17 protein-coding genes, 8 tRNA genes and 1 pseudogene are annotated in these 19,348 nt (G+C 72.1%); 15 read left to right on the top strand and 11 right to left on the bottom strand.

From position 1 onward, the window contains the following. The first annotated feature begins 70 nt into the window (after window positions 1-70). Window positions 71-1,717 carry a hypothetical protein gene (locus ACR68M_RS29790; RefSeq protein ID WP_441247242.1) on the top strand — a complete coding sequence of 549 codons (1,647 nt, stop codon included), beginning with the start codon at window positions 71-73 and terminating at the stop codon, window positions 1,715-1,717. 66 nt (window positions 1,718-1,783) lie between these two features. Here the strand turns inward: ACR68M_RS29790 and ACR68M_RS29785 are convergent, their stop codons facing one another. Continuing rightward, complete coding sequence (locus ACR68M_RS29785; RefSeq protein WP_441247241.1) at window positions 1,784-2,344, bottom strand: HIT family protein; 561 nt, start codon at window positions 2,342-2,344, stop codon at window positions 1,784-1,786. 73 nt (window positions 2,345-2,417) lie between these two features. Next, a complete protein-coding gene (thrS, locus tag ACR68M_RS29780) occupies window positions 2,418-4,394 on the bottom strand; it encodes a threonine--tRNA ligase (RefSeq protein ID WP_441247240.1) in 1,977 nt (658 codons plus the stop codon). A gap of 352 nt (window positions 4,395-4,746) precedes the next feature. Here thrS and ACR68M_RS29775 point away from each other — a divergent pair, with 352 nt between their 5' ends. Continuing rightward, window positions 4,747-5,511 (top strand): 3'-5' exonuclease, encoded by a 765-nt coding sequence (locus ACR68M_RS29775; protein WP_441251750.1) that lies wholly within the window; start codon window positions 4,747-4,749, stop codon window positions 5,509-5,511. Window positions 5,512-5,566: 55 nt separating this feature from the next. On the opposite strand, the gene ACR68M_RS29770 is transcribed toward ACR68M_RS29775, so the two are convergent. Together ACR68M_RS29770 and ACR68M_RS29765 are read right to left on the bottom strand one after the other, a co-directional pair. Continuing rightward, window positions 5,567-5,638, bottom strand: a tRNA-Val gene (locus tag ACR68M_RS29770). A gap of 235 nt (window positions 5,639-5,873) precedes the next feature. Continuing rightward, window positions 5,874-5,945: transfer RNA gene (locus ACR68M_RS29765), tRNA-Val, on the bottom strand. A gap of 460 nt (window positions 5,946-6,405) precedes the next feature. Here ACR68M_RS29765 and ACR68M_RS29760 point away from each other — a divergent pair. The 3 genes from ACR68M_RS29760 to ACR68M_RS29750 all read left to right on the top strand — a co-directional run bounded on the left by ACR68M_RS29760 (window position 6,406) and on the right by ACR68M_RS29750 (window position 8,262). Beyond that, window positions 6,406-6,819, top strand: a complete 414-nt coding sequence (locus ACR68M_RS29760) for an SsgA family sporulation/cell division regulator (RefSeq protein WP_030056266.1) — start codon at window positions 6,406-6,408, stop codon at window positions 6,817-6,819. 326 nt (window positions 6,820-7,145) lie between these two features. Continuing rightward, on the top strand, window positions 7,146-7,742 hold the full coding sequence (locus ACR68M_RS29755) for a CGNR zinc finger domain-containing protein (protein ID WP_441247239.1): 597 nt from the start codon (window positions 7,146-7,148) through the stop codon (window positions 7,740-7,742). A gap of 28 nt (window positions 7,743-7,770) precedes the next feature. After that, entirely contained in the window at window positions 7,771-8,262 is a 492-nt protein-coding gene (locus ACR68M_RS29750) for a DsbA family protein (RefSeq protein ID WP_441247238.1), read from the top strand. A 61-nt stretch (window positions 8,263-8,323) separates the two neighbouring features. On the opposite strand, the gene ACR68M_RS29745 is transcribed toward ACR68M_RS29750, so the two are convergent. The 3 genes from ACR68M_RS29745 to ACR68M_RS29735 form a co-directional block, all read right to left on the bottom strand. After that, window positions 8,324-9,163 (bottom strand): GNAT family N-acetyltransferase, encoded by an 840-nt coding sequence (locus ACR68M_RS29745; protein ID WP_441247237.1) that lies wholly within the window; start codon window positions 9,161-9,163, stop codon window positions 8,324-8,326. 72 nt (window positions 9,164-9,235) lie between these two features. Then, on the bottom strand, window positions 9,236-10,051 hold the full coding sequence (locus tag ACR68M_RS29740; RefSeq protein WP_441247236.1) for an aminotransferase class IV: 816 nt from the start codon (window positions 10,049-10,051) through the stop codon (window positions 9,236-9,238). Between the two features lie 39 nt (window positions 10,052-10,090). Further along, the gene (locus tag ACR68M_RS29735) at window positions 10,091-11,107 is read right to left on the bottom strand and encodes a chorismate-binding protein (RefSeq protein WP_441251749.1); all 1,017 of its coding nucleotides are present in this window, start codon (window positions 11,105-11,107) and stop codon (window positions 10,091-10,093) included. A gap of 312 nt (window positions 11,108-11,419) precedes the next feature. On the opposite strand from ACR68M_RS29735, the gene ACR68M_RS29730 reads away from it, so the two are divergent. The 6 genes from ACR68M_RS29730 to ACR68M_RS29705 all read left to right on the top strand — a co-directional run bounded on the left by ACR68M_RS29730 (window position 11,420) and on the right by ACR68M_RS29705 (window position 12,067). Then, window positions 11,420-11,492, top strand: a tRNA-Gly gene (locus ACR68M_RS29730). A 39-nt stretch (window positions 11,493-11,531) separates the two neighbouring features. Continuing rightward, window positions 11,532-11,605, top strand: a tRNA-Cys gene (locus tag ACR68M_RS29725). 33 nt (window positions 11,606-11,638) lie between these two features. After that, window positions 11,639-11,710 (top strand) — tRNA-Val (locus ACR68M_RS29720). A 54-nt stretch (window positions 11,711-11,764) separates the two neighbouring features. Beyond that, window positions 11,765-11,836, top strand: a tRNA-Val gene (locus ACR68M_RS29715). A gap of 54 nt (window positions 11,837-11,890) precedes the next feature. Beyond that, window positions 11,891-11,962 (top strand) — tRNA-Val (locus ACR68M_RS29710). A gap of 30 nt (window positions 11,963-11,992) precedes the next feature. Further along, window positions 11,993-12,067 (top strand) — tRNA-Val (locus ACR68M_RS29705). Between the two features lie 226 nt (window positions 12,068-12,293). Here the strand turns inward: ACR68M_RS29705 and ACR68M_RS29700 are convergent. Further along, window positions 12,294-12,464: a hypothetical protein gene (locus tag ACR68M_RS29700; RefSeq protein ID WP_441247235.1), complete on the bottom strand. Its 171-nt coding sequence runs from the start codon at window positions 12,462-12,464 to the stop codon at window positions 12,294-12,296. A 455-nt stretch (window positions 12,465-12,919) separates the two neighbouring features. On the opposite strand from ACR68M_RS29700, the pseudogene ACR68M_RS29695 reads away from it, so the two are divergent. From ACR68M_RS29695 to lepB, 3 genes and pseudogenes are all read left to right on the top strand, one after another. Then, a pseudogene (locus ACR68M_RS29695) lies at window positions 12,920-14,038 on the top strand (serine/threonine-protein kinase); the annotation flags it as partial. A 173-nt stretch (window positions 14,039-14,211) separates the two neighbouring features. After that, a complete protein-coding gene (locus tag ACR68M_RS29690) occupies window positions 14,212-14,622 on the top strand; it encodes a hypothetical protein (protein ID WP_441247234.1) in 411 nt (136 codons plus the stop codon). 113 nt (window positions 14,623-14,735) lie between these two features. Then, window positions 14,736-15,422: a signal peptidase I gene (lepB, locus tag ACR68M_RS29685; protein WP_441247233.1), complete on the top strand. Its 687-nt coding sequence runs from the start codon at window positions 14,736-14,738 to the stop codon at window positions 15,420-15,422. Window positions 15,423-15,451: 29 nt separating this feature from the next. On the opposite strand, the gene ACR68M_RS29680 is transcribed toward lepB, so the two are convergent. Continuing rightward, the gene (locus tag ACR68M_RS29680; RefSeq protein WP_441247232.1) at window positions 15,452-16,261 is read right to left on the bottom strand and encodes an NAD(P)-dependent oxidoreductase; all 810 of its coding nucleotides are present in this window, start codon (window positions 16,259-16,261) and stop codon (window positions 15,452-15,454) included. A gap of 58 nt (window positions 16,262-16,319) precedes the next feature. On the opposite strand from ACR68M_RS29680, the gene ACR68M_RS29675 reads away from it, so the two are divergent. Continuing rightward, on the top strand, window positions 16,320-17,270 hold the full coding sequence (locus ACR68M_RS29675) for a LysR family transcriptional regulator (protein ID WP_441247231.1): 951 nt from the start codon (window positions 16,320-16,322) through the stop codon (window positions 17,268-17,270). Here ACR68M_RS29675 and ACR68M_RS29670 read toward each other — a convergent pair. Both ACR68M_RS29670 and cobA read right to left on the bottom strand, forming a co-directional pair. Then, window positions 17,243-18,055, bottom strand: a complete 813-nt coding sequence (locus ACR68M_RS29670) for a TrmH family RNA methyltransferase (RefSeq protein ID WP_441247230.1) — start codon at window positions 18,053-18,055, stop codon at window positions 17,243-17,245. The genes ACR68M_RS29675 and ACR68M_RS29670 overlap by 28 nt on opposite strands. A gap of 55 nt (window positions 18,056-18,110) precedes the next feature. After that, the gene (cobA, locus tag ACR68M_RS29665) at window positions 18,111-19,346 is read right to left on the bottom strand and encodes a uroporphyrinogen-III C-methyltransferase (RefSeq protein ID WP_441247229.1); all 1,236 of its coding nucleotides are present in this window, start codon (window positions 19,344-19,346) and stop codon (window positions 18,111-18,113) included. Between the last annotated feature and the right edge of the window lie 2 nt (window positions 19,347-19,348).

Below are 19,348 nucleotides of genomic sequence, written 5' to 3'. Positions count from 1 at the left end.
AGACGATCATCCGCGCGGCAGGGCGCCGTCACGGTAGCCTGCCGCTGACAGGGGAGGAGGGGAGAACACCGTGACCAAGCTGGACATGACCCCGGGTGCGCAGATACCCCGCACGGATGTCGGACCACAGACCGCGGTGACCCAGCTGCTCTCCTCGGTCGCCTACCGCGACCTCCCGGTGGACGAGCTGGAGAAGCTGACCGGTCTGAAGCTCAAGAAGGGCCGGTTCAACGAGCTCTTCAAGCCGAGCATCGGCGAGGCCTTCAGCCGCGCCGTCATCGACCGGACCCTGCGGCCCAAGCGCAACCCGCTGGTGCCCTCCTTCGGCACCGACACCCGGATGGTGGTCGAGCACTGCCTCGCCGCCGAGGAGCTGCGCCGGGGCCGGGACAGGCAGCTGACGCTGGTCACGCTGATCTGCGGCGTGCTCTTCCTGCCGGGCACGCTGATCTGGCTCGCCGCGTTCTACTCCCGGGCGTACTTCAAGCGGACGAGCCCGTCCTCCCGCGAGGGCTTCTTCAACATGCTGGTGATGCTGCTGGCCTTCGGCCTGGCGGCGCTGCTGGCGTGGCGGCCCCCGCTGCACGGGCTGCTCGGGATCTACTGCCGGGTGGTGATGCTGGCCCCCATCGCGGGCTGGTCCATCGCCAGGCAGATCTGCCTGCGCAGCGTGATCGACCTCCGGAACCGCTGGGGCGGCCTGATCGACGGCAGCGCGCTGGCCGCGACCGTGCCGAAGGCCGTCCCCCGGGACGACATGGACAAGCGGGCCAACGAACTCCGGGCCCAGCTGGAGCGGTTGACGGCCGAGCAGGAGACCAACATCCAGCACTACGCCGGCTCGAAGGGCGTGCTCGGGGCGGGGGTCCGCTGGGGCGTCTGGGAGGTCGCGGAGGACCTGCACCCGGCCGAGGGGCACCAGGACTTCCGGGCCTTCCACCCGTGGGACCTCACCCGGCGGATCACCGCCAAGCTCGGCGGGCTCGGCCAGAGCGAGGTCGCGAACGGCGGCATGCCGCACGTCTCGGTGCAGCAGTGGGTCGTGACGGACATCCCGGAGGGCGCGGACGAGATCGGCCGCCCGTCCGGCGCCGACATGGACGGCTACCGGATGCGCGACTTCGGCATCCAGCAGATCGCCAACCGGCAGACCCTCGGCACCGACACCCGGCACCGGCTCGCCGCCCAACTCGTGCTGCACAACGGCCAGTTGGTCTCGACCCTGCTGATCGGCGTCACCGTGCTCAGCAACACCCTGCGGGTCTCCGTCGCCGGGTACGCGCTCGGGCCGCTGCACGGGCTGTTCAGCGCCAAGCCGAAGCCGAAGGAGCAGGAGGTCGCGAAGGCCGGCAAGTTCTGGGAGACCCGGACTGTCCAGCTGCCGCTGGTCGACAACGACGAGGTCGTCCGCCAGGCCGTCCGGGCGCCGTTCATGAAGCTGCCCACCCTGCTCTCCTGGCTCGGCGGTTCGATCGCCCTGCCGGAGCCGTTCTCGCTCAGGGGCGCCTGGGCCGACCGGACGTGGGGCAGCCGCTTCAAGTCCGACGACGTCATCTACGGCGCGACCCCGGTGGTCAACGCGGTGATCGCCGCGACGGTCGAGTTCCTGCAGGAGCACGACGTCAACGTCGACCGCTTCACCCTCCGCAGCGGCATCCTGAAGGCCGAGATGCAGAGCGTCCGCCCCTTCCGCGCCGACAACTACGACGCGGGCTGAGCCCGCCCGCAGACGCCTGGGGCCCGTGCCGTCGCGGCACGGGCCCCAGCTCTGTGTCCGGTCATGTCAGCCCTGCGGCCAGGCCTCGGCGAGCATCTTCCGGGTGTCGGCGAGCAGTTGCGGCAGCACCTTGGTGTGCCCGACCACCGGCATGAAGTTGGTGTCCCCGCCCCAGCGCGGCACCACGTGCTGGTGCAGGTGCGCGGCAATCCCCGCCCCGGCGGCGGCGCCCTGGTTCATCCCGATGTTGAAGCCGTGCGCCCCGGAGGCGGCTCGCAGCGCCGTCATCGCCTTCTTGGTGAACGCGCCGAGCTCCGCCGTCTCGGCCTCGTCCAACTCCGTGTAGTCGGCCACGTGCCGGTACGGGACGACCATCAAGTGCCCGCCGTTGTACGGGTACAGGTTGAGCACCGCGTACACCGCACTCCCCCGGGCCACGACCAGCCCGTCCTCGTCGCTGAGCGACGGGATCGAGCAGAACGGACAACCGTCGTCCGGAGCCGGGCCGGTGGGCTTGTTCTCGCCCTGGATGTACGCCATCCGATGGGGGGTCCACAGGCGCCGGAATCCGTCCGGCTCCCCCACGCCCTGCTGCACTTCCGGCTCACTCGTCATGCTGATCAGCATATTCGCCGTAGGCCGCTTGCAAAGCAGTGTGGGGCAGACTCGTCGAGTCCGCCCCACACCGCACGCATCAGCGTCACACCTGGATGCGGCGCTCCACGGCGTCGATGATCTCCGCGACGGCGTCCGCGACCGGCACGCCGTTCTTCTGCTCACCGCTGCGGTAGCGGAACGACACGGCGTTGGCCGCGATGTCCTCGGCACCCGCGATCAGCATGAACGGCACCTTGGACTTCTGGGCGTTGCGGATCTTCTTCTGCATCCGGTCGTCCGAGGCGTCCACCTCGACGCGGATGCCGCGCTTCTTCAGCTCGGCCGCGACCTCCTGGAGGTACGGCACGTGCTCGTCGGTGATCGGGATGCCGACCACGGTGACGGGAGCCAGCCACGGCGGCATGGCACCGGCGTAGTGCTCCAGCAGCACCGCGAAGAACCGCTCGATCGAGCCGAACAGCGCACGGTGGATCATGACCGGGCGCTGTCGGTTGCCGTCCGCGCCCTGGAACTCCAGCTCGAACCGCTGCGGCAGCTGGAAGTCGACCTGGATGGTCGACATCTGCCAGGTGCGGCCGATCGCGTCCCGCGCCTGGACCGAGATCTTCGGGCCGTAGAAGGCCGCGCCCTCGGGGTCGAGGGTCAGCTCCAGGCCCTGCTTCTCGGCGGCGTCGGCGAGCGCCTGGGTGGCCTCCGCCCAGTCCTCGTCCGAGCCGACCGACTTCTTGGGGTCGCGGGTCGAGAGCTCCAGGTAGAAGTCGTTCAGGCCGTAGTCGCGCAGCAGGTCCAGGACGAAGGTGAGCAGCGAGTCGAGCTCGCCGGCCATCTGGTCCTTGGTGCAGTAGATGTGCGCGTCGTCCTGGGTGAAGCCCCGGGCGCGGGTCAGGCCGTGCACCACGCCGGACTTCTCGTAGCGGTAGACCGTGCCGAACTCGAAGAGCCGCAGCGGGAGTTCGCGGTAGGAGCGCCCCCGGGAGCGGAAGATCAGGTTGTGCATCGGGCAGTTCATCGGCTTGAGGTAGTAGTCGTTCTCGCCGTCGAGCTGCATGGGGGGGTACATGCCGTCGGCGTACCAGTCGAGGTGACCGGAGAGCTCGAAGAGGCTGCCCTTGGTGGCGTGCGGGGTGTAGACGAACTCGTAGCCCGACTCCTCGTGCCGCTTGCGCGAGTAGTCCTCCATGGCCCGGCGCATGACGCCGCCCTTGGGGTGGAAGACCGCGAGGCCGGAGCCGATCTCCTCGGGGATGGAGAAGAGGTCGAGCTCGCTGCCCAGCTTGCGGTGGTCACGCTTGGCGGCCTCGACCAGGAAGTCCAGGTGGGCCTTCAGCTCGTCCTTGGTCGGCCAGGCGGTGCCGTAGATGCGCTGGAGCATCGGGTTCTTCTCGCTGCCGCGCCAGTACGCACCGGCCGACCGCATGATCTTGAAGGCCGGGATCATCCGGGTGCTCGGCAGATGCGGGCCACGGCAGAGGTCGCCCCAGCACAGCTCGCCGCTCTTGGCGTCGAGGTTGTCGTAGACGGTCAGCTCGGCGCCGCCCACCTCGACGCTGGCGCCGTCCTCCGAGGAGGCGTTGCCCTTGAGTCCGATCAGCTCCAGCTTGTACGGCTCAGTGGCCAGCTCGGCGCGCGCGGCCTCGTCGGTGACGACGCGGCGGGCGAACTTCTGGCCCTTCTTGATGATCTCCTGCATCTTCTTCTCGATGGCCTTGAGGTCATCGGGGTGGAAGGGCTTCTCGACGTCGAAGTCGTAGTAGAAGCCGTCCTTGATCGGCGGGCCGATGCCGAGCTTGGCCTCCGGGAAGATCTCCTGCACGGCCTGCGCCATCACGTGCGCGGTGGAGTGCCGCAGGATGTCGAGGCCGTCCTTGCTGCTGATCTCGACCGGCTCGACCTCGTCGCCGTCCTGCACCTCGTACGCGAGGTCCTTGAGCGCACCCGCGACCCGCGCCGCGATGATCGAGCGGTCGTCGGCGAACAGATCGGCGGCCGTAGTGCCCGTGGTCACCACGCGCTCTTCCCGATCGGGTTCGCGGCTGATGATTACCCGGACGTCCGTCACCGGTCTCTCCTGACATGTGGATCAGTGTGGTGCAGCACAGCGCTGCGTTGACGATGGTACCGAGAGCGGCGCCCCGACCGTGCACCTGCTCCGGCCCCGCCGCACCGGGCTCCGGTAACCGTACGGTCACAATGCGCGACATCGCGGCGCGGGGCCCGCCACAGCGGGATTGAGGGGGCGTCAACTGCGGTATCAGACAGGCGGAAGAGCCGCGTGCGCGGCACACCGCTGGTCCTCGGTGGTGCGCCGCGCACCGCACTGCGGCAGCTGAGGGGCGGTCATGGCAGTCACTCCGGAATCCCAGCCGTTCTCCCCGTCGTCCACCGAGCCCGAGCCCCCGCCCCGGCCGCTGCTGCGGCCCTGGCCGCAGGCTCCGCTCGCGTCCTTCGACACCGAGACCACCGGTGTGGACGTCGAGCACGACCGGATCGTCTCGGCCTCGCTCGTCCTCCAGCCCGCGCCCGGCGCCGAGCCGGTGGCGATGACCTGGCTGGCCGACCCGGGCGTGCCGATACCCGACAGCGCCCGCGCGGTGCACGGGATCAGCGACGCGTACGTGCGCGCACACGGCAGGCCGCCGCGCACCGTCGTCGCCGAGATCGCCCGCGCACTGGCCGAGCAGGCTCGCGCGGGGGTGCCCCTGGTGGTGATGAACGCGCCGTACGACCTGACGCTGCTCGACCGCGAGCTGCGTCGGCACCGGGAGCAGGCGCTCGCCGACCTGCTGGACGGCGCTGAGCTGCTGGTGCTGGACCCCCGGGTGCTGGACAAGCACGTGGACCGCTACCGCAAGGGCCGTCGCACCCTCACCGACCTCTGCGCGCACTACGGCGTGGAGCTGACCGGTGCGCACGACGCCACGGCGGACGCGGTGGCCGCGATGGAGCTGACCCGCACCCTGGGCGCCCGGCACCCCGACCGGCTGGGCCGGCTCACCCCCGCCGAGCTCCAGCTGCGACAGGCCGTCTGGCACGCGGCGCAGGCCCGGGGCCTGCAGAACTGGTTCGACCGCTCGGGCACTCCGGAGCAGGTGGACTTCAGCTGGCCGCTGCGCCCGGCCCGTTGCGGCTGCGGCCGACGACTGTCGGCGGCGCACCACTGCGAGGCGGCAGCCTGAGACGCAGCTAGGCCCTGACCGAACTATCGGTCAGGGCCTAGCTGTTGCTCCAGGGTGGGCGATACTGGGATCGAACCAGTGACCCCTTCGGTGTGAACGAAGTGCTCTCCCGCTGAGCTAATCGCCCCGGTGCAACGAGAAGAAGATTAGCACCACTTGGCGGGTGGTCCGCAACTTCGTTCCCGGCGGCGTGGGCCTCCCCGGCGCCAGATCCGTTACGGGGCGCGGCAGGTGATTGCCGGTCAACTATGCCGGGCGCACATCGGGATCGACCTGACGGCCGATACCGAAGGCCGATACGGATGCCGATAAAGACATCGGGCCCCGGCCATAATTGGCCGGGGCCCGACATTGCATTCCGGTGGGCGATACTGGGATCGAACCAGTGACCCCTTCGGTGTGAACGAAGTGCTCTCCCGCTGAGCTAATCGCCCGGGTGCAGGGAAAACATTACCGCATCCCGAAGGGTGCTCCGGACACCCGGTCGGCCGAGCCCCGGGCACCCCCGCCCAGCCTCTCCCCCGACCTGCTGCCCGGCCTTCCGCCCGGCCTCCCGCCCGGTCTCCCACGAGCCCGTCCGGCCCGTCCGGTCACCGGGCGGGTGCTGACAGTGAGCGCTCCGTCCCCTCCCGTCACGACCCTCCCGTCGCGGCCGCCGCCGGGCTCCGGGCGGCCCAGGATTGTCGCTTCGTACAGTCATGCGGGGAAAGCGCCCGAGTTGCCGCGCGGGGTAAGGGCCGTGAGGCCGCCGAACTGATTCCGCAATGCGCCGGAAGGGGTACGACTCGCATCCGAATCGGGACAGACGGGTTTACACCGGGCTTTCAGGTGGGATGGTCCGTTCGCCGACGTGCGATTCCCCGAGCGCACACTGAGCGAAAGGCCCTGGCGCTTATGAACACCACGGTCAGCTGCGAGCTGCACCTGCGCCTCATCGTGTCCAGCGAGTCGTCACTGCCCGTCCCCGCGGGCCTGCGCTACGACACTGCCGACCCCTATGCCGTGCACGCGACGTTCCACACCGGTGCCGACGAGACCGTGGAGTGGGTGTTCGCCCGCGACCTCCTCGCGGAGGGGCTGCACCGACCCACCGGTACCGGCGACGTCCGGGTGTGGCCCTCGCGCAGCCACGGTCAGGGGGTGGTCTGCATCGCCCTGAGTTCTCCGGAAGGAGAAGCCCTGCTGGAGGCCCCGGCACGGGCGCTGGAGTCATTCCTCAAGCGCACCGACGCCGCCGTGCCACCAGGCACCGAACACCGTCACTTCGACCTCGACAGGGAGCTGTCCCACATCCTCGCCGAAAGCTGACCGCGCCGGCGCTGGGGCTTTCCCACTCTCCACCGCGTCCGTCCTACTCGGGGGCACGGTCGCACTCCCAGCCGCCCGCCAAGCGGCCCCGGAGCTGCCCCGGCGGCTTCCTTACGAAGCCCTCGGCCCGACGACTCACGGCAGCTGCGTGAAGGCGCCCGACACGGCGCCCGGCCCACCCTCCCCAGGGCGGCCGGGCACGGTGTCGGGCGCCTTCGTCGTGTCCGGGGGCGCCATCGGGCCGGAGATTCGGCGTCCGGTCCCGGTAGAGTCACCGGTGATGACAGATCCGGGGGCCGCGCCCCCGCCGCGCGAGGAGCCCTCACGTGCTGATCACCCATGACACCGAGTGCGCCCTGAGCATTCTGGTCGAGCTGCTCAACACCTCGCCCGAGGCGTGCGGCAGCGAACAGCTCTCCGACCTGGACGCGCTGGGTGCCTTCGTCGTGCGGCAGGAGATCAGCGAGATCGATTCGCTCACCGCCGCCGACCTCGACGCCGTGCACGCGCTCCGCAGCCAGCTCCGGGCCGTCTTCTCGGCGGACACCACCCGGCGGGCCGCAGAGTTGGTCAACTCGGTGGTGGCCGCCGCGGGCACCACGCCCCGGCTGACCAACCACGACCAGCACGACTGGCACATCCACTACTTCGCCCCGCACGCCGCACTCGGCGACCACCTGGCGGCCGAGCTGGGCATGGCGATGGCCTTCATCGTGATGGCGGGCGAGCGGGAGCGGCTGCGCCGCTGCGAGGCGCCCAGCTGTGACCGGGTCTTCGTCGACCTCTCCCGCAACCGCTCGCGCCGCTACTGCGACAGCCGGACCTGCGGCAACCGGCTGCACGTGGCCGCCTATCGAGCGCGCCGGCGCTCGGCGGTCGAGCCGGTGGCCGGGGCAGCGGTCGAGCCCGTACCGGCGGGCTGACGAGCCCGAGGGTGGAAGACTGGGCCGCATGACCGAGACCCCTCTCCCCCGTGTCGAGTTCTGGTGCGACCTCGAGTGCCCGGACTGCCGTACCGCCCTGGACGACGTACGGGCCCTGCGTGAGCGCTACGGCGACGCGCTCGACATCCAGCTGCGGCACTTCCCGCTGGAGAAGCACAAGCACGCCTACGCCGCCGCCGAGGCCACCGAGGAGGCCTTCGCGCAGGGCCGGGGCTGGGAGTACGCCGAGGCGCTGCTCGACCGGGTCGAGGTGCTCGCGCGGGACGGGCAGAAGGCGCTGATCGCGCTGGCCGCCGAGCTGGGGCTGGACGCCGAAGAGGTCGAGACCGCGCTGATCGACGGGCGGCACATGCTCGTGGTCGACGCCGACCAGGCGGAGGGCCAGGCCATCGGTGTCACCGGCACGCCCACGTACGTCGTCGGCGGGCAGCGGCTGGACGGTGGCAAGAGCCAGGACGGGCTGCGGGAGCGGATCGTCGAGCTGCTCGACCGACGCTGAGCGTCGGCGTTGGGCGTCGGCGTTGGGCGTCGGCGTTGGGCGTCGGCGTTGGGCGTCGGCGTCAGAGGGGCTTGCCGAGGATGCGGTTGGTGACGGCGTACCCGAGCGAGGTGTAGAGCGCGATGGCGACGGTGTTGCCGCTGAAGACGTTCAGGCCGAGTTCGGCGACGCCGGCCGCCAGCGACTCGCGTTCGGCGAGCAGCAGGAGGGCGCGGCCGTGTCCTTCGCCGCGGCGGGTGGGGTCGACCTCGACGGTCATCACCCAGGCGTTCCGGACGGCGATCAGCAGCGGGTCCTCGTGGACGGCCAGCCAGAGGGTGCCGACGGGGGTGCCGTCGGCGTCCAGGAGCGTCCGTAGGGCGTTGCCGGGCGTGTCCGGGCCCTGTTGGAGGACCTGGGCGTGGTCGGCGTCGGACTTGGCGCGGGCCTGCTCGTCGGTGAGGCCGGAGGCGCGCAGGTCGGCCAGGTAGGCCTTGCGGGCGGCGGCCAGCCACGTGTCGTAGTCGTCGTGGCCGATCGGACGGGCCGTCAGACCCGGGGGCAGCGGCGGGGGGCCGGCGAGGTGCTTGCCCATGTTCCGCATCCGCTCGGTGTAGCCGAGCACCTCGGCGAGGCGCAGCGCGGCGACCGACCCGGCGGGGACGTTGACGTCGACGCGGGTGCAGCCCCAGCCGCGCAGCACCTCCTCCGCCGCGAGCACGCCGACGGTGGCCCGGCCCCGGCGGCGGCCCTCGGTGACCTCCAGCTCGGTGATCTCGCCCCACCACTCCCGTCCGCGTGGGAGTGCGGTGGTGCGCAGGCCGCCGACGGGGCGGCCGTTGACGCAGATCTGCCAGCGTCGGGTGCGGGCGCCGCCGGGGGCGGACTCTTCGGGGTGTTCGGGGCGCAGGGTGGTGGTCACTCAGGCTCCTTTCCCACCTGCGGCGGGGTGAATCGGCGCGCTGGGTGAATCAGCGTGCTGGGTGAATCGGCGTCAGGGCTCCAGGGTCATCGCGCTGCGCTCGGCGAACTGGGCCATCGCCTTGAGGGTGACCGGGCCGGGGGCGGGGAGTTCGCGGTCGTCGACCCGGGAGACGGCCTGGACGTCGCGGAGGGTGGAGGTGAGGAAGATCTCGTCGGCGTGCGTCAGGACGTCGAACGGGAGGTCGGCCTCCTCCGCGCCCGTCCAGTCGATGACGAGCTGGCGGGTGATGCCGGCGAGGCAGCCGGAGTGCAGCGGCGGGGTGAGCAGTCGGCCGTCGAGGACGACGAAGACGTTGGAGCCGGTGCCCTCGCAGAGCTGCCCGGCGGTGTTGGCGAGCAGCGCCTCGGAGGCGCCGGCCTGGTGGGCGGCGGCGAGCGCGACGACGTTCTCGGCGTAGGAGGTGGTCTTCAGGCCGGCCACCGCGCTGTGCTCGTTGCGCCGCCAGGGGACGGTGCGGACGGCGGTGGTGTCCGGGCGCGGGTTGGCGGTGCCGAGCGCGACGACCAGGGTGGTGGGGGCACCGCTGCGTTCGGAGCCGAGCGGGGAGACGCCACCGGTGTAGGTGATGCGCAGCCGGCCGAGGGGCATCGGGTTGGCGTGCAGGACCTGGGTGACGGCCGTGCGGACCTGGTCGTGGTCCGGGTCGGCGAGGCCGAGACCGCGGGCGGAGCGGGTGAGGCGGTCGAGGTGGCGGGTGAGGGCGAAGACGCTGCCGTCCACGGCCTTCACCGTCTCGAAGACTCCGTCGCCGGTGGTGAGGCCGTGGTCGAGCACGGAGACGGCGGCTGCCGTGTCGTCGACCAGCGAGCCGTTGACCCAGATCATGGAACGTTCTCCTCGGTGGGGGCGGTCAGGTGGGGGCAGTCAGGTGAGGGTGGTGCCCGACGCTATCGCGACCAGGCGGGAGGCTTTGAGTTCTGTCTCCTGCCACTCCCGCTCAGGGTCGGAGCCCCAGGTGATGCCGGCGCCGGTGCCGAACCGGAGTTCGGGCTGCGGGCCGCTCCGGTCGATCCAGAACGTCCTGATGCCGACGGCGAGTTCGGCCTCGCCCCGGTCGGCGTCGACCCAGCCGACGGCTCCGCAGTAGGGGCCTCGGGGGGCGGTCTCCAGGGCTTCGATGATCCGCAGGGCGCTGGCCTTCGGCGCGCCGGTGACGGAGCCGGGCGGGAAGGTCGCGGTGAGGAGCTCGGGCCAGCCGGCGCCGTCGCGCAGGGTGCCTTCGACGGTGGAGACGAGGTGCACCAGGCCGGGGTGCTTCTCGACCACGCAGAGGTCGGGCACGGTGACGGTGCCGGTGGCGCAGACGCGGCCGAGGTCGTTGCGGACGAGGTCGACGATCATCACGTTCTCGGCGTGGTCCTTCTCCAGCAGGTCGTGCTCGGTGCGGCCGGTGCCCTTGATCGGGCCGGAGGAGACGGTGCGGCCGGAGCGGCGCAGGTAGAGCTCGGGGGAGGCGGTGGCGATCTCGATGCCGTGGTCGGGGAGTCGGATCGTCCCGGCGTAGGGGGCGGGGTTGCCGTGGGCGAGCAGCCCGGTGAGGGCGTCGATGTCGCTGCGGGCCGGGTCGGGCAGCGGTGCGGACAGCACCCGGCAGAGGTTGGCCTGGTAGACCTCGCCGGCCGCGATGTGCTCGCGGATGCGGCGTACGCCCGCGGTGTAGGCGGCCCGGTCGAGGGAGGTGTGCCAGCCGTCGGGGCTCGGGCCGAGCCAGCCCTCGGTGCGCGGCGGGGCCGGGTCGGGGCGGACGTCGTCGAAGCGGGCGCAGGTGAGACGGCCCTCGAAGTCGTGGGCGACGGCCCAGAAGCCGGACGAGTCGAGAGCGGCCGCGTCCGACGTCACCTCGCGGAGCCCCGTCGCCAGGCGGCCGCCGAAGCGGGCCATCGGTGCGGTGGGGGCGAGGGTGGTGCTGCGGCCGGACACGGGACTCCTGCGCGGATTCGGTGCTGCTCCGCGCGGTTGTGGGCGCGCGGGCGGGGGATGACTGCGGTGGCTGAAGTGTAGGTCGGAGGGGGTGCCGGGCGACGAGTGCGAGGCGCGGCGGGGTGCTCCGGCTCCCCTCCCGGGAGGGTCTCGGCGGGTGCTGTGGCGCCACGCTGCGGGAACGGAATTTGAGCTGGTCCCGGAATCCGCTAGAGTTCAACACGTCGCCGGGGAACGGAGCCGCAGGAAAGCGGTGAAGTGACCGGGAGACAGGCGGACGTGGCTCAGTTGGTAGAGCATCACCTTGCCAAGGTGAGGGTCGCGAGTTCGAATCTCGTCGTCCGCTCGACGGAGAACAGGGTAAGATCGTTCTTCGCAGTTGCCTGGTGGAGTGGCCGAGAGGCGAGGCAACGGCCTGCAAAGCCGTGTACACGGGTTCAAATCCCGTCTCCACCTCCAAGAGGTGCCCCTGGTTCGCCAGGGGCCCTCCCCGCGCGATTAGCTCAGCGGGAGAGCACTACCTTGACACGGTAGGGGTCACTGGTTCAATCCCAGTATCGCGCACACCCGGCCCCCTCGGGGGTCTTGGCATGACCGTCACTTCGGTGACGTGTGCAGGCGCGATTAGCTCAGCGGGAGAGCACTACCTTGACACGGTAGGGGTCACTGGTTCAATCCCAGTATCGCGCACACCCGGCCCCGTCAGGGGTCTTGGCATGACCGTCACTTCGGTGACGTGTGCAGGCGCGATTAGCTCAGCGGGAGAGCACTACCTTGACACGGTAGGGGTCACTGGTTCAATCCCAGTATCGCGCACTTGGTTCTCCTCGTGGGGGCCTTGGTGAGGCGCGATTAGCTCAGCGGGAGAGCACTACCTTGACACGGTAGGGGTCACTGGTTCAATCCCAGTATCGCGCACCAGAGTTGGTGGAAGGCCGTGGTCCGATCAGGACTGCGGCCTTCTGCGTTGTGGCCCTCCGCTCCTGCTGCGGGTACGCAGGCACCGGGTGCGGAAGCCCTCACCGGCTTCGCCGCACCCGGCACCTGCTGTCTGCCGAGGCACTGCCGCGCTCACCGCCGACGCCCGTCCGCGTCAGTCCAGCCGGTGTGCGAGGGCCCTCGGCCGACGCCTTCCCTTCCCCAAGGGTCAGCGCCCGATCAGATCGGCGACCGCGCGTATCTGGGCCGCCAGTTGCTCCCAGCCGAACAGCATCACCAGGAGGGCGGCGCAGGGCAGCGCGATCGCGAACGCGACGGCGGGGTGCCTGTGACCCGTCTGCCGACCGCGTCGGACTGCTCCGGTGAGCTGCGTGGCCATGGTCTTCTCCCGCCCGTTCCTGCTACTGCCTTGCTGCCGTCTGGGAGCGGCGAGCACGGACCCGTGGAACGAGCCGGTCTCTCACCGCCGGGATCAACGCTACGGGCCGGGCCGGCAGCGGTCGTCATGCCCGCGTACGGTCCCTCGGCCTCCGCTGGGATGACGCCGGGGCCCCGGGTCTACTACCCCAGGCGGAGAGAGGCTCGCGCAGATCCCCCACTGAACCCTGAGAGCACCCCTGAGGGGCTGCTCCGTGCCTGGTCAGCGGTGTCGTGGAAGTGACGGCGAGGTGTTGTTTCGGTGCATCCGACAATCCGACCGGCTCGGCGGGTGTTGCGTATCAGCACACCGCAGCACGCAGTCCGTAAGCTGTGCCGGAGCAGGATTCTGACGATGCCCCAACCGACGGGGTCTCAACCCCAGGACGACGGGCCACAGAGTGACGGGAAGCGGACATGGCGATGATGCGGCTGAGGCGTGAGGACCCCCGCATCGTCGGCCCGTACCGGCTGCACCGGCGACTCGGCGCCGGTGGGATGGGCGTGGTCTACCTCGGGTCGGACCGCCGGGGGCAGCGCGTCGCGCTCAAGCTGATCCGGGCCGAGCTGGCCGAGGACGCGGAGTTCCGTACCCGCTTCGCCCGGGAGATCGCCGCCGCCTCGAAGATCCGGGGCGGCTGCACCGCGCGCGTCGTCGGCTCCGACATCGAGGCGGACCGGCCCTGGCTCGCCACCGCCTACGTGCCCGGCCCCTCGCTGTACAAGCGGGTCGGGGACGAGGGCCCGCTGCCGTGGGCCGAGGCCGCCCGGATCGGCGCCGCGCTCGCGGACGGCCTGGTCAAGGTGCACGAGGCCGGGGTGGTGCACCGGGATCTGAAGCCCTCCAACATCCTGCTCTCCCCCAAGGGCCCCCGGATCATCGACTTCGGCATCGCCTGGTCGCGCGGCGCCAGCACCCTCACGCACGTCGGCACCGCCGTCGGCTCCCCCGGCTTCCTCGCCCCCGAGCAGGTGCGCGGCGCCGCCGTGCTGCCGGCCACCGACGTCTTCGCCTTCGGCGCCACGCTCTCGTACGCGCTCACCGGCGACTCGCCGTTCGGCTCCGGGGCGTCCTCGGAGGTGATGCTCTACCGGGTGGTGCACGAGGAGCCCGACCTCTCCGCCGTGCCGCCGCCGCTGGCTCCGCTGGTGCGGGCCTGCCTGGCCAAGGAGCCCGGCGAGCGGCCCGGCGCGGCGGCCCTGCACGAGCGGCTCAGCGAGCTGGCCGCCCGGGGCGCGGCGCTGGGCGGCTCGCGCGGGCGCGCCTCGGCCCCCGTCGCGCCCGCGGTGCGGCCGGTGCCGCCGCCGATGCCCGCCCGGCGCCCGCACGGGCAGCCCGTCACGGCCCCGATGCCCCGCCCCGATGGCGCCCAGCCGGGCACCGTGCGGGAGCGTCAGCACACACCCGCGCCCGGCCGCCCGCCGGTCGGGCGGGCGACGGGTGCCCGGCGGCGCCTGCTGCGGCAGCGCGCGGTCGTCTTCGTCACCGTCACCGTCGGGGTCGCGCTGGCCATCGCGGCCGCCCAGGGCTGCGAGAACCGCAGCCGGCAGGGCCTGCCGCCGGCCCCGGCCCGTCCACCTCTCCCTCGGTGGCCGCGCCGCCCGCCGGGCTGTCGGCGGACGGCGCGCAGTCGCCCGCCCCGCCGTTCGCCGCCGTCGCGCACGGCACCGGCGACCCGGCGCTCGGCCCCGCCACCGGCCCCTCGCCGGTGGTCGACTGGCCCAACCGCAGCTACTCCGACCCGGCCGGGGGCCCCGCCATCCGGCTCCGGGACGGCCGCTCCACCGCCGAGGGCGCCCAGATCGCGCTGAGCACCGTGCTGCCCGCCCGCTACCGGGACGCGCCCGCCGCGCTGGTGGTGCTGCGGCGCGCCGAGGGCGCCGTACCGGTGGACCTGGTCGAGCTGTTCGGCTTCAGCGGGGACACGCCCGTGCTGCTCGCCTCCCGGGCCTCGGCGGCTGATGCCGCGGCCACCGCCTCCTGGCGGCTGGAGGGCGGCGCCCTGATCCGCGACGAACGGGCCGCCCAGACCGGCACCGGGGCCTCCACCCGGTACACGGTGCGCGGTGACGGCACCCTGGACGAGTCCTGGCCGGGCGCGGCGCTGCCCAGCGGCTGAGGCGTCCTGAGACCGACCGTCCTTACGCCTCGCGAACCTTCGTCTTCCTACACTCACGGCTGAGGACTGCGCCCGCGTCGGGCCCTGGTCCCGAGAATCACGGGGGGTAGGTCGTGCGTTCCAAGGTGATGGCCTGGGCCGGGGCGAAGCGCCCTTGGTGGGCCGAGCTGCTGGTGCTGGTGAGCATGGCGCTGGTGCTCTCGCTGGGGATCAAGACCTTCGCGGTGCAGGCGTTCTCGATCCCCTCGGCGTCGATGCAGAACACCCTGCAGAAGGGAGACCGCGTCCTGGTCGACAAGTTCACGCCCTGGTTCGGGGCCCAGCCCCAGCGCGGCGAGGTCGTGGTCTTCCGCGACCCGGGCGGCTGGCTGGACGAGCGGCCGCAGAAGCCCAACGCCGTGCAGAGCGTGCTGAGCCTGGTCGGCCTGATGCCTTCGGCGGGCGAGAAGGACCTGATCAAGCGGGTGATCGCGGTCGGCGGCGACACCGTCGAGTGCCGGGTGGGCAGCCCGGTGAAGGTCAACGGCGTGCCGCTGGACGAGCCGTATATCTACCCGGGCGCCACCCCGTGCGACAACCTCCCGGTCGGGACGGTCACCGTGCCCAAGGGGAGCCTGTGGGTGATGGGTGACCACCGCGACGACTCCTGGGACTCCCGCGCCCACGTGAACCAGCCCGGCGGCGGCTTCGTCCCCGTGGGCAACGTGGTCGGCCGCGCCTTCACCGTGGCCTGGCCGATCGGCCGCTGGGCCACCCTGCCGGTGCCCGGTACCTTCGGCCAGGCCGGGCTCAGCCGGTAGGGACGGCCGCGGCGAAGACGTACGACCCGTCAGCTCCGTCCGGCCCGCAGGTGCTTGACGAGCTGCCCGAGGTCCTCGTCCGCGGCCTCGGGGAAGGCCGTCAGCCGCCCGTGCACCACCCGCGCCAGCGGCAGGTCGGCGGCGGCCGTCGCCAGGGCCACGTCCTTGGCCGCCAGCCGCACCGGGAAGTACGCCCCCCGGGCGAAGGCCCGCCCCGCCACCCCGGCGAGCGGGCCCTGGGCCATCGCCCGCGTCACCAACTCCTCGGGCAGGCCGAAGGAGTCGGCGAGCGCCATCGCCTCCCCGACCACCGCGACACCCGCGATCACCGCACCGATCAGCACCACCTTGAGCGCCGACCCGGTGCCCGTCGCGCCGCAGTGCGTCGCCGTGCCGAGCACCGCCAGCACGTCTTGCACCGCACTCGAATCGCCCCCGACCAGCAGCACCAGCTCGCCGGACGCCGCGCGGTCCACGCTGCCCATCACGGGCGAGTCGACCAGGGCCACGCCCTCGGGCAGCATCGCCGCGACCTCGGCGACACCCTGCGGACCGATCGAGGACGCCTCGATCAGCGTCACACCGGGCTGCAGCGCGGGCGCGAAAGCGCCCACCACCTCCCGTACGGCAGCCGGGTCGGCGAGCATCGTGATGACGACGTCCGCCTCCCGGACGGCCTCGGCGGGCGTCGCCGCCACCGTCGCCCCGGCCGCCGCCAGCTGCTCCGCCCGCGCGGCCGTCCTGTTCCACACCGTCAGCGGGTAGCCGGCGGCGAGAAGGCGCGCGGCCATCGGCGCACCCATGGACCCCAACCCGAGAAACGCGATCTTCTTCTCCATGGGCTCCACGGTAGGCATCGGGCCGCCATGCCACCAGCGAATGTCTAGCATGGTCGGCATGCCGGAATCGCATGATTTCTCCACCACTCTGCTGCGCGTCTTCGCCGAGGTCGCCAGGCTCGGGTCCTTCACCGAAGCGGGCCGGGCCCTGGGCTACACGCAGTCGGCGATCTCACGCCAGGTCTCCGCCCTGGAGGCCGAGGCCGGCGCCGCGCTCTTCGACCGCCTCCCGCGCGGTGTCCGCCTCACCGAGCCGGGCCGGTGCCTGTTGGGCCACGCGCAGGCCGTGCTCGAACGCCTCGAAGCAGCCCGCGGCGACCTGGCCGACCTCCGCAACCTGGTCACCGGCCGGCTCCGCGTCGGCACCTTCGCCACCGCGGCAGCCGCGCTCGTGCCCAAGGCCATAGCGGCCTTCCGGGCCACGCACCCCTCGATCGCCGTCACCCTCGAAGAGGGCCTCACCCCGCAGCTCGTCACCAAACTGACGGCCGGTGAGGCCGATGTGGCCGTCATCAGCACGACCTACGACCAGCCGCTGCTCGGGGTCGAACTGCACAAGCTCTGCGACGACTTCATGATGGTCGCCCTTCCACCGGGGCACCCGCTCGCCGGCCGGCGGCAGGTCACGCTCGCGGACTTGGCGCAGGAGGAGTGGATCGCGGGCAGCTCCCGCCCCGAGGACACCCTGATCAGCTCCTGCCTGCGGACCGGCTTCCGCCCGAGGATCGGCTTCGTCGCCCGCGACTGGATCGCCAAGCAGGGCTGCGTCGCCGCCGGGCTCGGCATCACCCTCATCCCCTCCCTCGCCGCCGACGCCGTCCGGTCCGACATCACGCTCGTCTCGCTGCACCCCGACGACATCCCCGTGCGCCGGGTCTACGCCGCCACCCCCTACGGTCCGACCCCCTCGCCCGCAGCGCTGGCCTTCCTCGGACTCCTGGGAGTCGCACCGGACGAGCGGCCCGCTCAGGCAGCCAGGGTTCAGGCAGCCCGTGGGCGGGTCGCGTAGAAGGCCACCGCCGAGGCGGCGGCCACGTTGAGGGAGTCGACGCCGGCGTCCATCGGGATGCGCACGTGGTCGTCGACCGCGGCGAGGGTCTCGGCGGCGAGGCCGTCGCCTTCCGTGCCGAAGACCAGGGCCAGCTTCTCGTCACCCCGGGCCGCGAGTTCGTCGAGGGTGATCGCCCGGTCGCTCAGACAGAGGGCCGCGGTCCTGAAGCCCGCGGAGTGCAGGCTCTCGATGCCCCCCGGCCAGGACTCCAGGCGAGTCCACGGCACCTGGAAGACAGCTCCCATCGAGACCTTCACGGACCGCCGGTAGAGCGGGTCCGCACAGCGCGGGGTGAGGAGGACGGCGCCGACACCGAGGGCGGCGGCGTTCCTGAAGGCGGCCCCCATGTTGGCATGGTCGACGATGTCCTCGAACACCGCGACGCGGCGGACCCCGGCGAGTACCTCGGCGGCCGTGGCGAGCGGCTTGCGCTCCATCGAGGCGAGCGCGCCGCGATGCACGTGGTAGCCGGTGACGGCCTCCGCGAGGCCGGGCTCGACGACGTGCACGGGGGCGTCGGCGCCCTCGATGACGTCCGCCATGACGTCCAGCCACTTCGGGGTGAGCAGCATCGACCGCATCCGGTAGCCCGCGGCGACGGCGCGGCGGATGACCTTCTCGCCCTCTGCGATGAAGAGGCCCTCGGCGGGTTCGCGGCGGCGGCGCAGCTCGACGTCGGTCAGGCCGGTGTAGTCGGCGAGGCGGGGGTCGGCGGGGTCGGTGACGGTACGTGGTTCTGACACCGGGCCACTTTATGACACCAGGCTCCGCCGACCTGGCCGGCGGAGCCTGTGGGCGTCAGTGGGCGAGGACGTTGACCACGTCGCCGATCACGATGACGGCCGGGGGCTTGATCTGTTCGGCCGTGACCACCTCGCCGACGGTGGCGAGGGTGGCGTCGACGCGCCGCTGGGCGGCGGTGGTGCCCTCCTGGACGACCGCGACCGGGGTGGTCGCGGGGCGGCCGTTCGCGATGAGCTCGGCGGCGATCGAGCCGATCTTGTCGACGGCCATCAGCAGGACGAGGGTGCCGGTCATCTGTGCGGCGGCGGCCCAGTTGACCAGCGAGCGGTCGTCGCCGGGGCCGACGTGGCCGGAGATGACGGTGAACTCGTGCGTCATGCCCCGGTGGGTGACGGGGATGCCGACGGCGGCGGGCACGCTGATCGAGCTGGAGATGCCCGGGACGACGGTGACGGGCAGCCCGGCCTCGACGCAGGCGAGCAGCTCCTCGCCGCCCCGGCCGAAGACGTACGGGTCGCCGCCCTTGAGGCGGACGACGAACTTGCCGGCCTTGGCGTGGTCGATCAACGTCTGGTTGATCGCCTCCTGGGCCATGAAGCGGCCGTACGGGATCTTGGAGGCGTCGATCACCTCGACGTGCGGCGGGAGCTCGGCGAGCAGCTCGCGCGGGGCGAGCCGGTCGGCGACGACGACGTCCGCGTCGGCGAGCAGGCGGCGGCCGCGCACGGTGATCAGGTCGGGGTCGCCGGGGCCGCCGCCGACCAGGGCGACGCCCGGGGTCCGCTCGCGGTACTGGCGGGCGGAGAGGCTGCCGTCGCGCAGGCCGTCCACGATGGCGTTGCGCAGGGCGGCGGAGTGCCGGGGGTCGCCGGTGAGGACGGCGACGGTGGCGCCGCCGTCGCGGCCGCTGGCCGGTGTCCAGGCGGTGGCGGCGGAGGCGTCGTCGCTGCGGGAGCAGAACACCCGCAGGCTCTCGGCCTCGGAGCTGACCTGGGTGTTGACGGCCGGGTCGTCGGTGGCGACCAGTACGTACCAGGTGTCCGCGAGGTCGCCGGCAGCGTAGCCGCGGCGGTGCCAGGTGAGCTCGCCCGCGTCGGCCATGGCCTGGACGGCCGGGGTCGTCTCGGGCGATATCAGGTGGAGGTCGGCGCCGGAGGCGATCAGCGCGGGCAGCCTGCGCTGGGCGACCTGGCCACCGCCGACCACCACGACGCGTCGGCCGGCCAGCAGTATCCCGACGGGGTACGGGGTCAGACCCTCGGTGCTGGGGTGGGGGTGGGGCGCGGTCATCG

Origin of the sequence: Kitasatospora sp. McL0602 (assembly GCF_052076145.1) — a bacterium.
Classification (GTDB): Bacteria; Actinomycetota; Actinomycetes; order Streptomycetales; family Streptomycetaceae; genus Kitasatospora.
This window is presented reverse-complemented; position numbering and strand designations above follow the sequence as displayed.

What these genes read in the sequence shown, in the direction of transcription:
- ACR68M_RS29680 (WP_441247232.1), bottom strand. Translation starts at nt 16,261, where the DNA reads ATGGAGAAGAAGATCGCGTTTCTCGGGTTGGGGTCCATGGGTGCGCCG.
- cobA (WP_441247229.1), bottom strand. Translation starts at nt 19,346, where the DNA reads ATGACCGCGCCCCACCCCCACCCCAGCACCGAGGGTCTGACCCCGTAC.
- ACR68M_RS29740 (WP_441247236.1), bottom strand. Translation starts at nt 10,051, where the DNA reads ATGATCTGGGTCAACGGCTCGCTGGTCGACGACACGGCAGCCGCCGTC.
- ACR68M_RS29760 (WP_030056266.1), top strand. Translation starts at nt 6,406, where the DNA reads ATGAACACCACGGTCAGCTGCGAGCTGCACCTGCGCCTCATCGTGTCC.
- ACR68M_RS29675 (WP_441247231.1), top strand. Translation starts at nt 16,320, where the DNA reads ATGCCGGAATCGCATGATTTCTCCACCACTCTGCTGCGCGTCTTCGCC.
- ACR68M_RS29750 (WP_441247238.1), top strand. Translation starts at nt 7,771, where the DNA reads ATGACCGAGACCCCTCTCCCCCGTGTCGAGTTCTGGTGCGACCTCGAG.
- ACR68M_RS29700 (WP_441247235.1), bottom strand. Translation starts at nt 12,464, where the DNA reads ATGGCCACGCAGCTCACCGGAGCAGTCCGACGCGGTCGGCAGACGGGT.
- ACR68M_RS29735 (WP_441251749.1), bottom strand. Translation starts at nt 11,107, where the DNA reads ATGGCCCGCTTCGGCGGCCGCCTGGCGACGGGGCTCCGCGAGGTGACG.
- ACR68M_RS29785 (WP_441247241.1), bottom strand. Translation starts at nt 2,344, where the DNA reads ATGCTGATCAGCATGACGAGTGAGCCGGAAGTGCAGCAGGGCGTGGGG.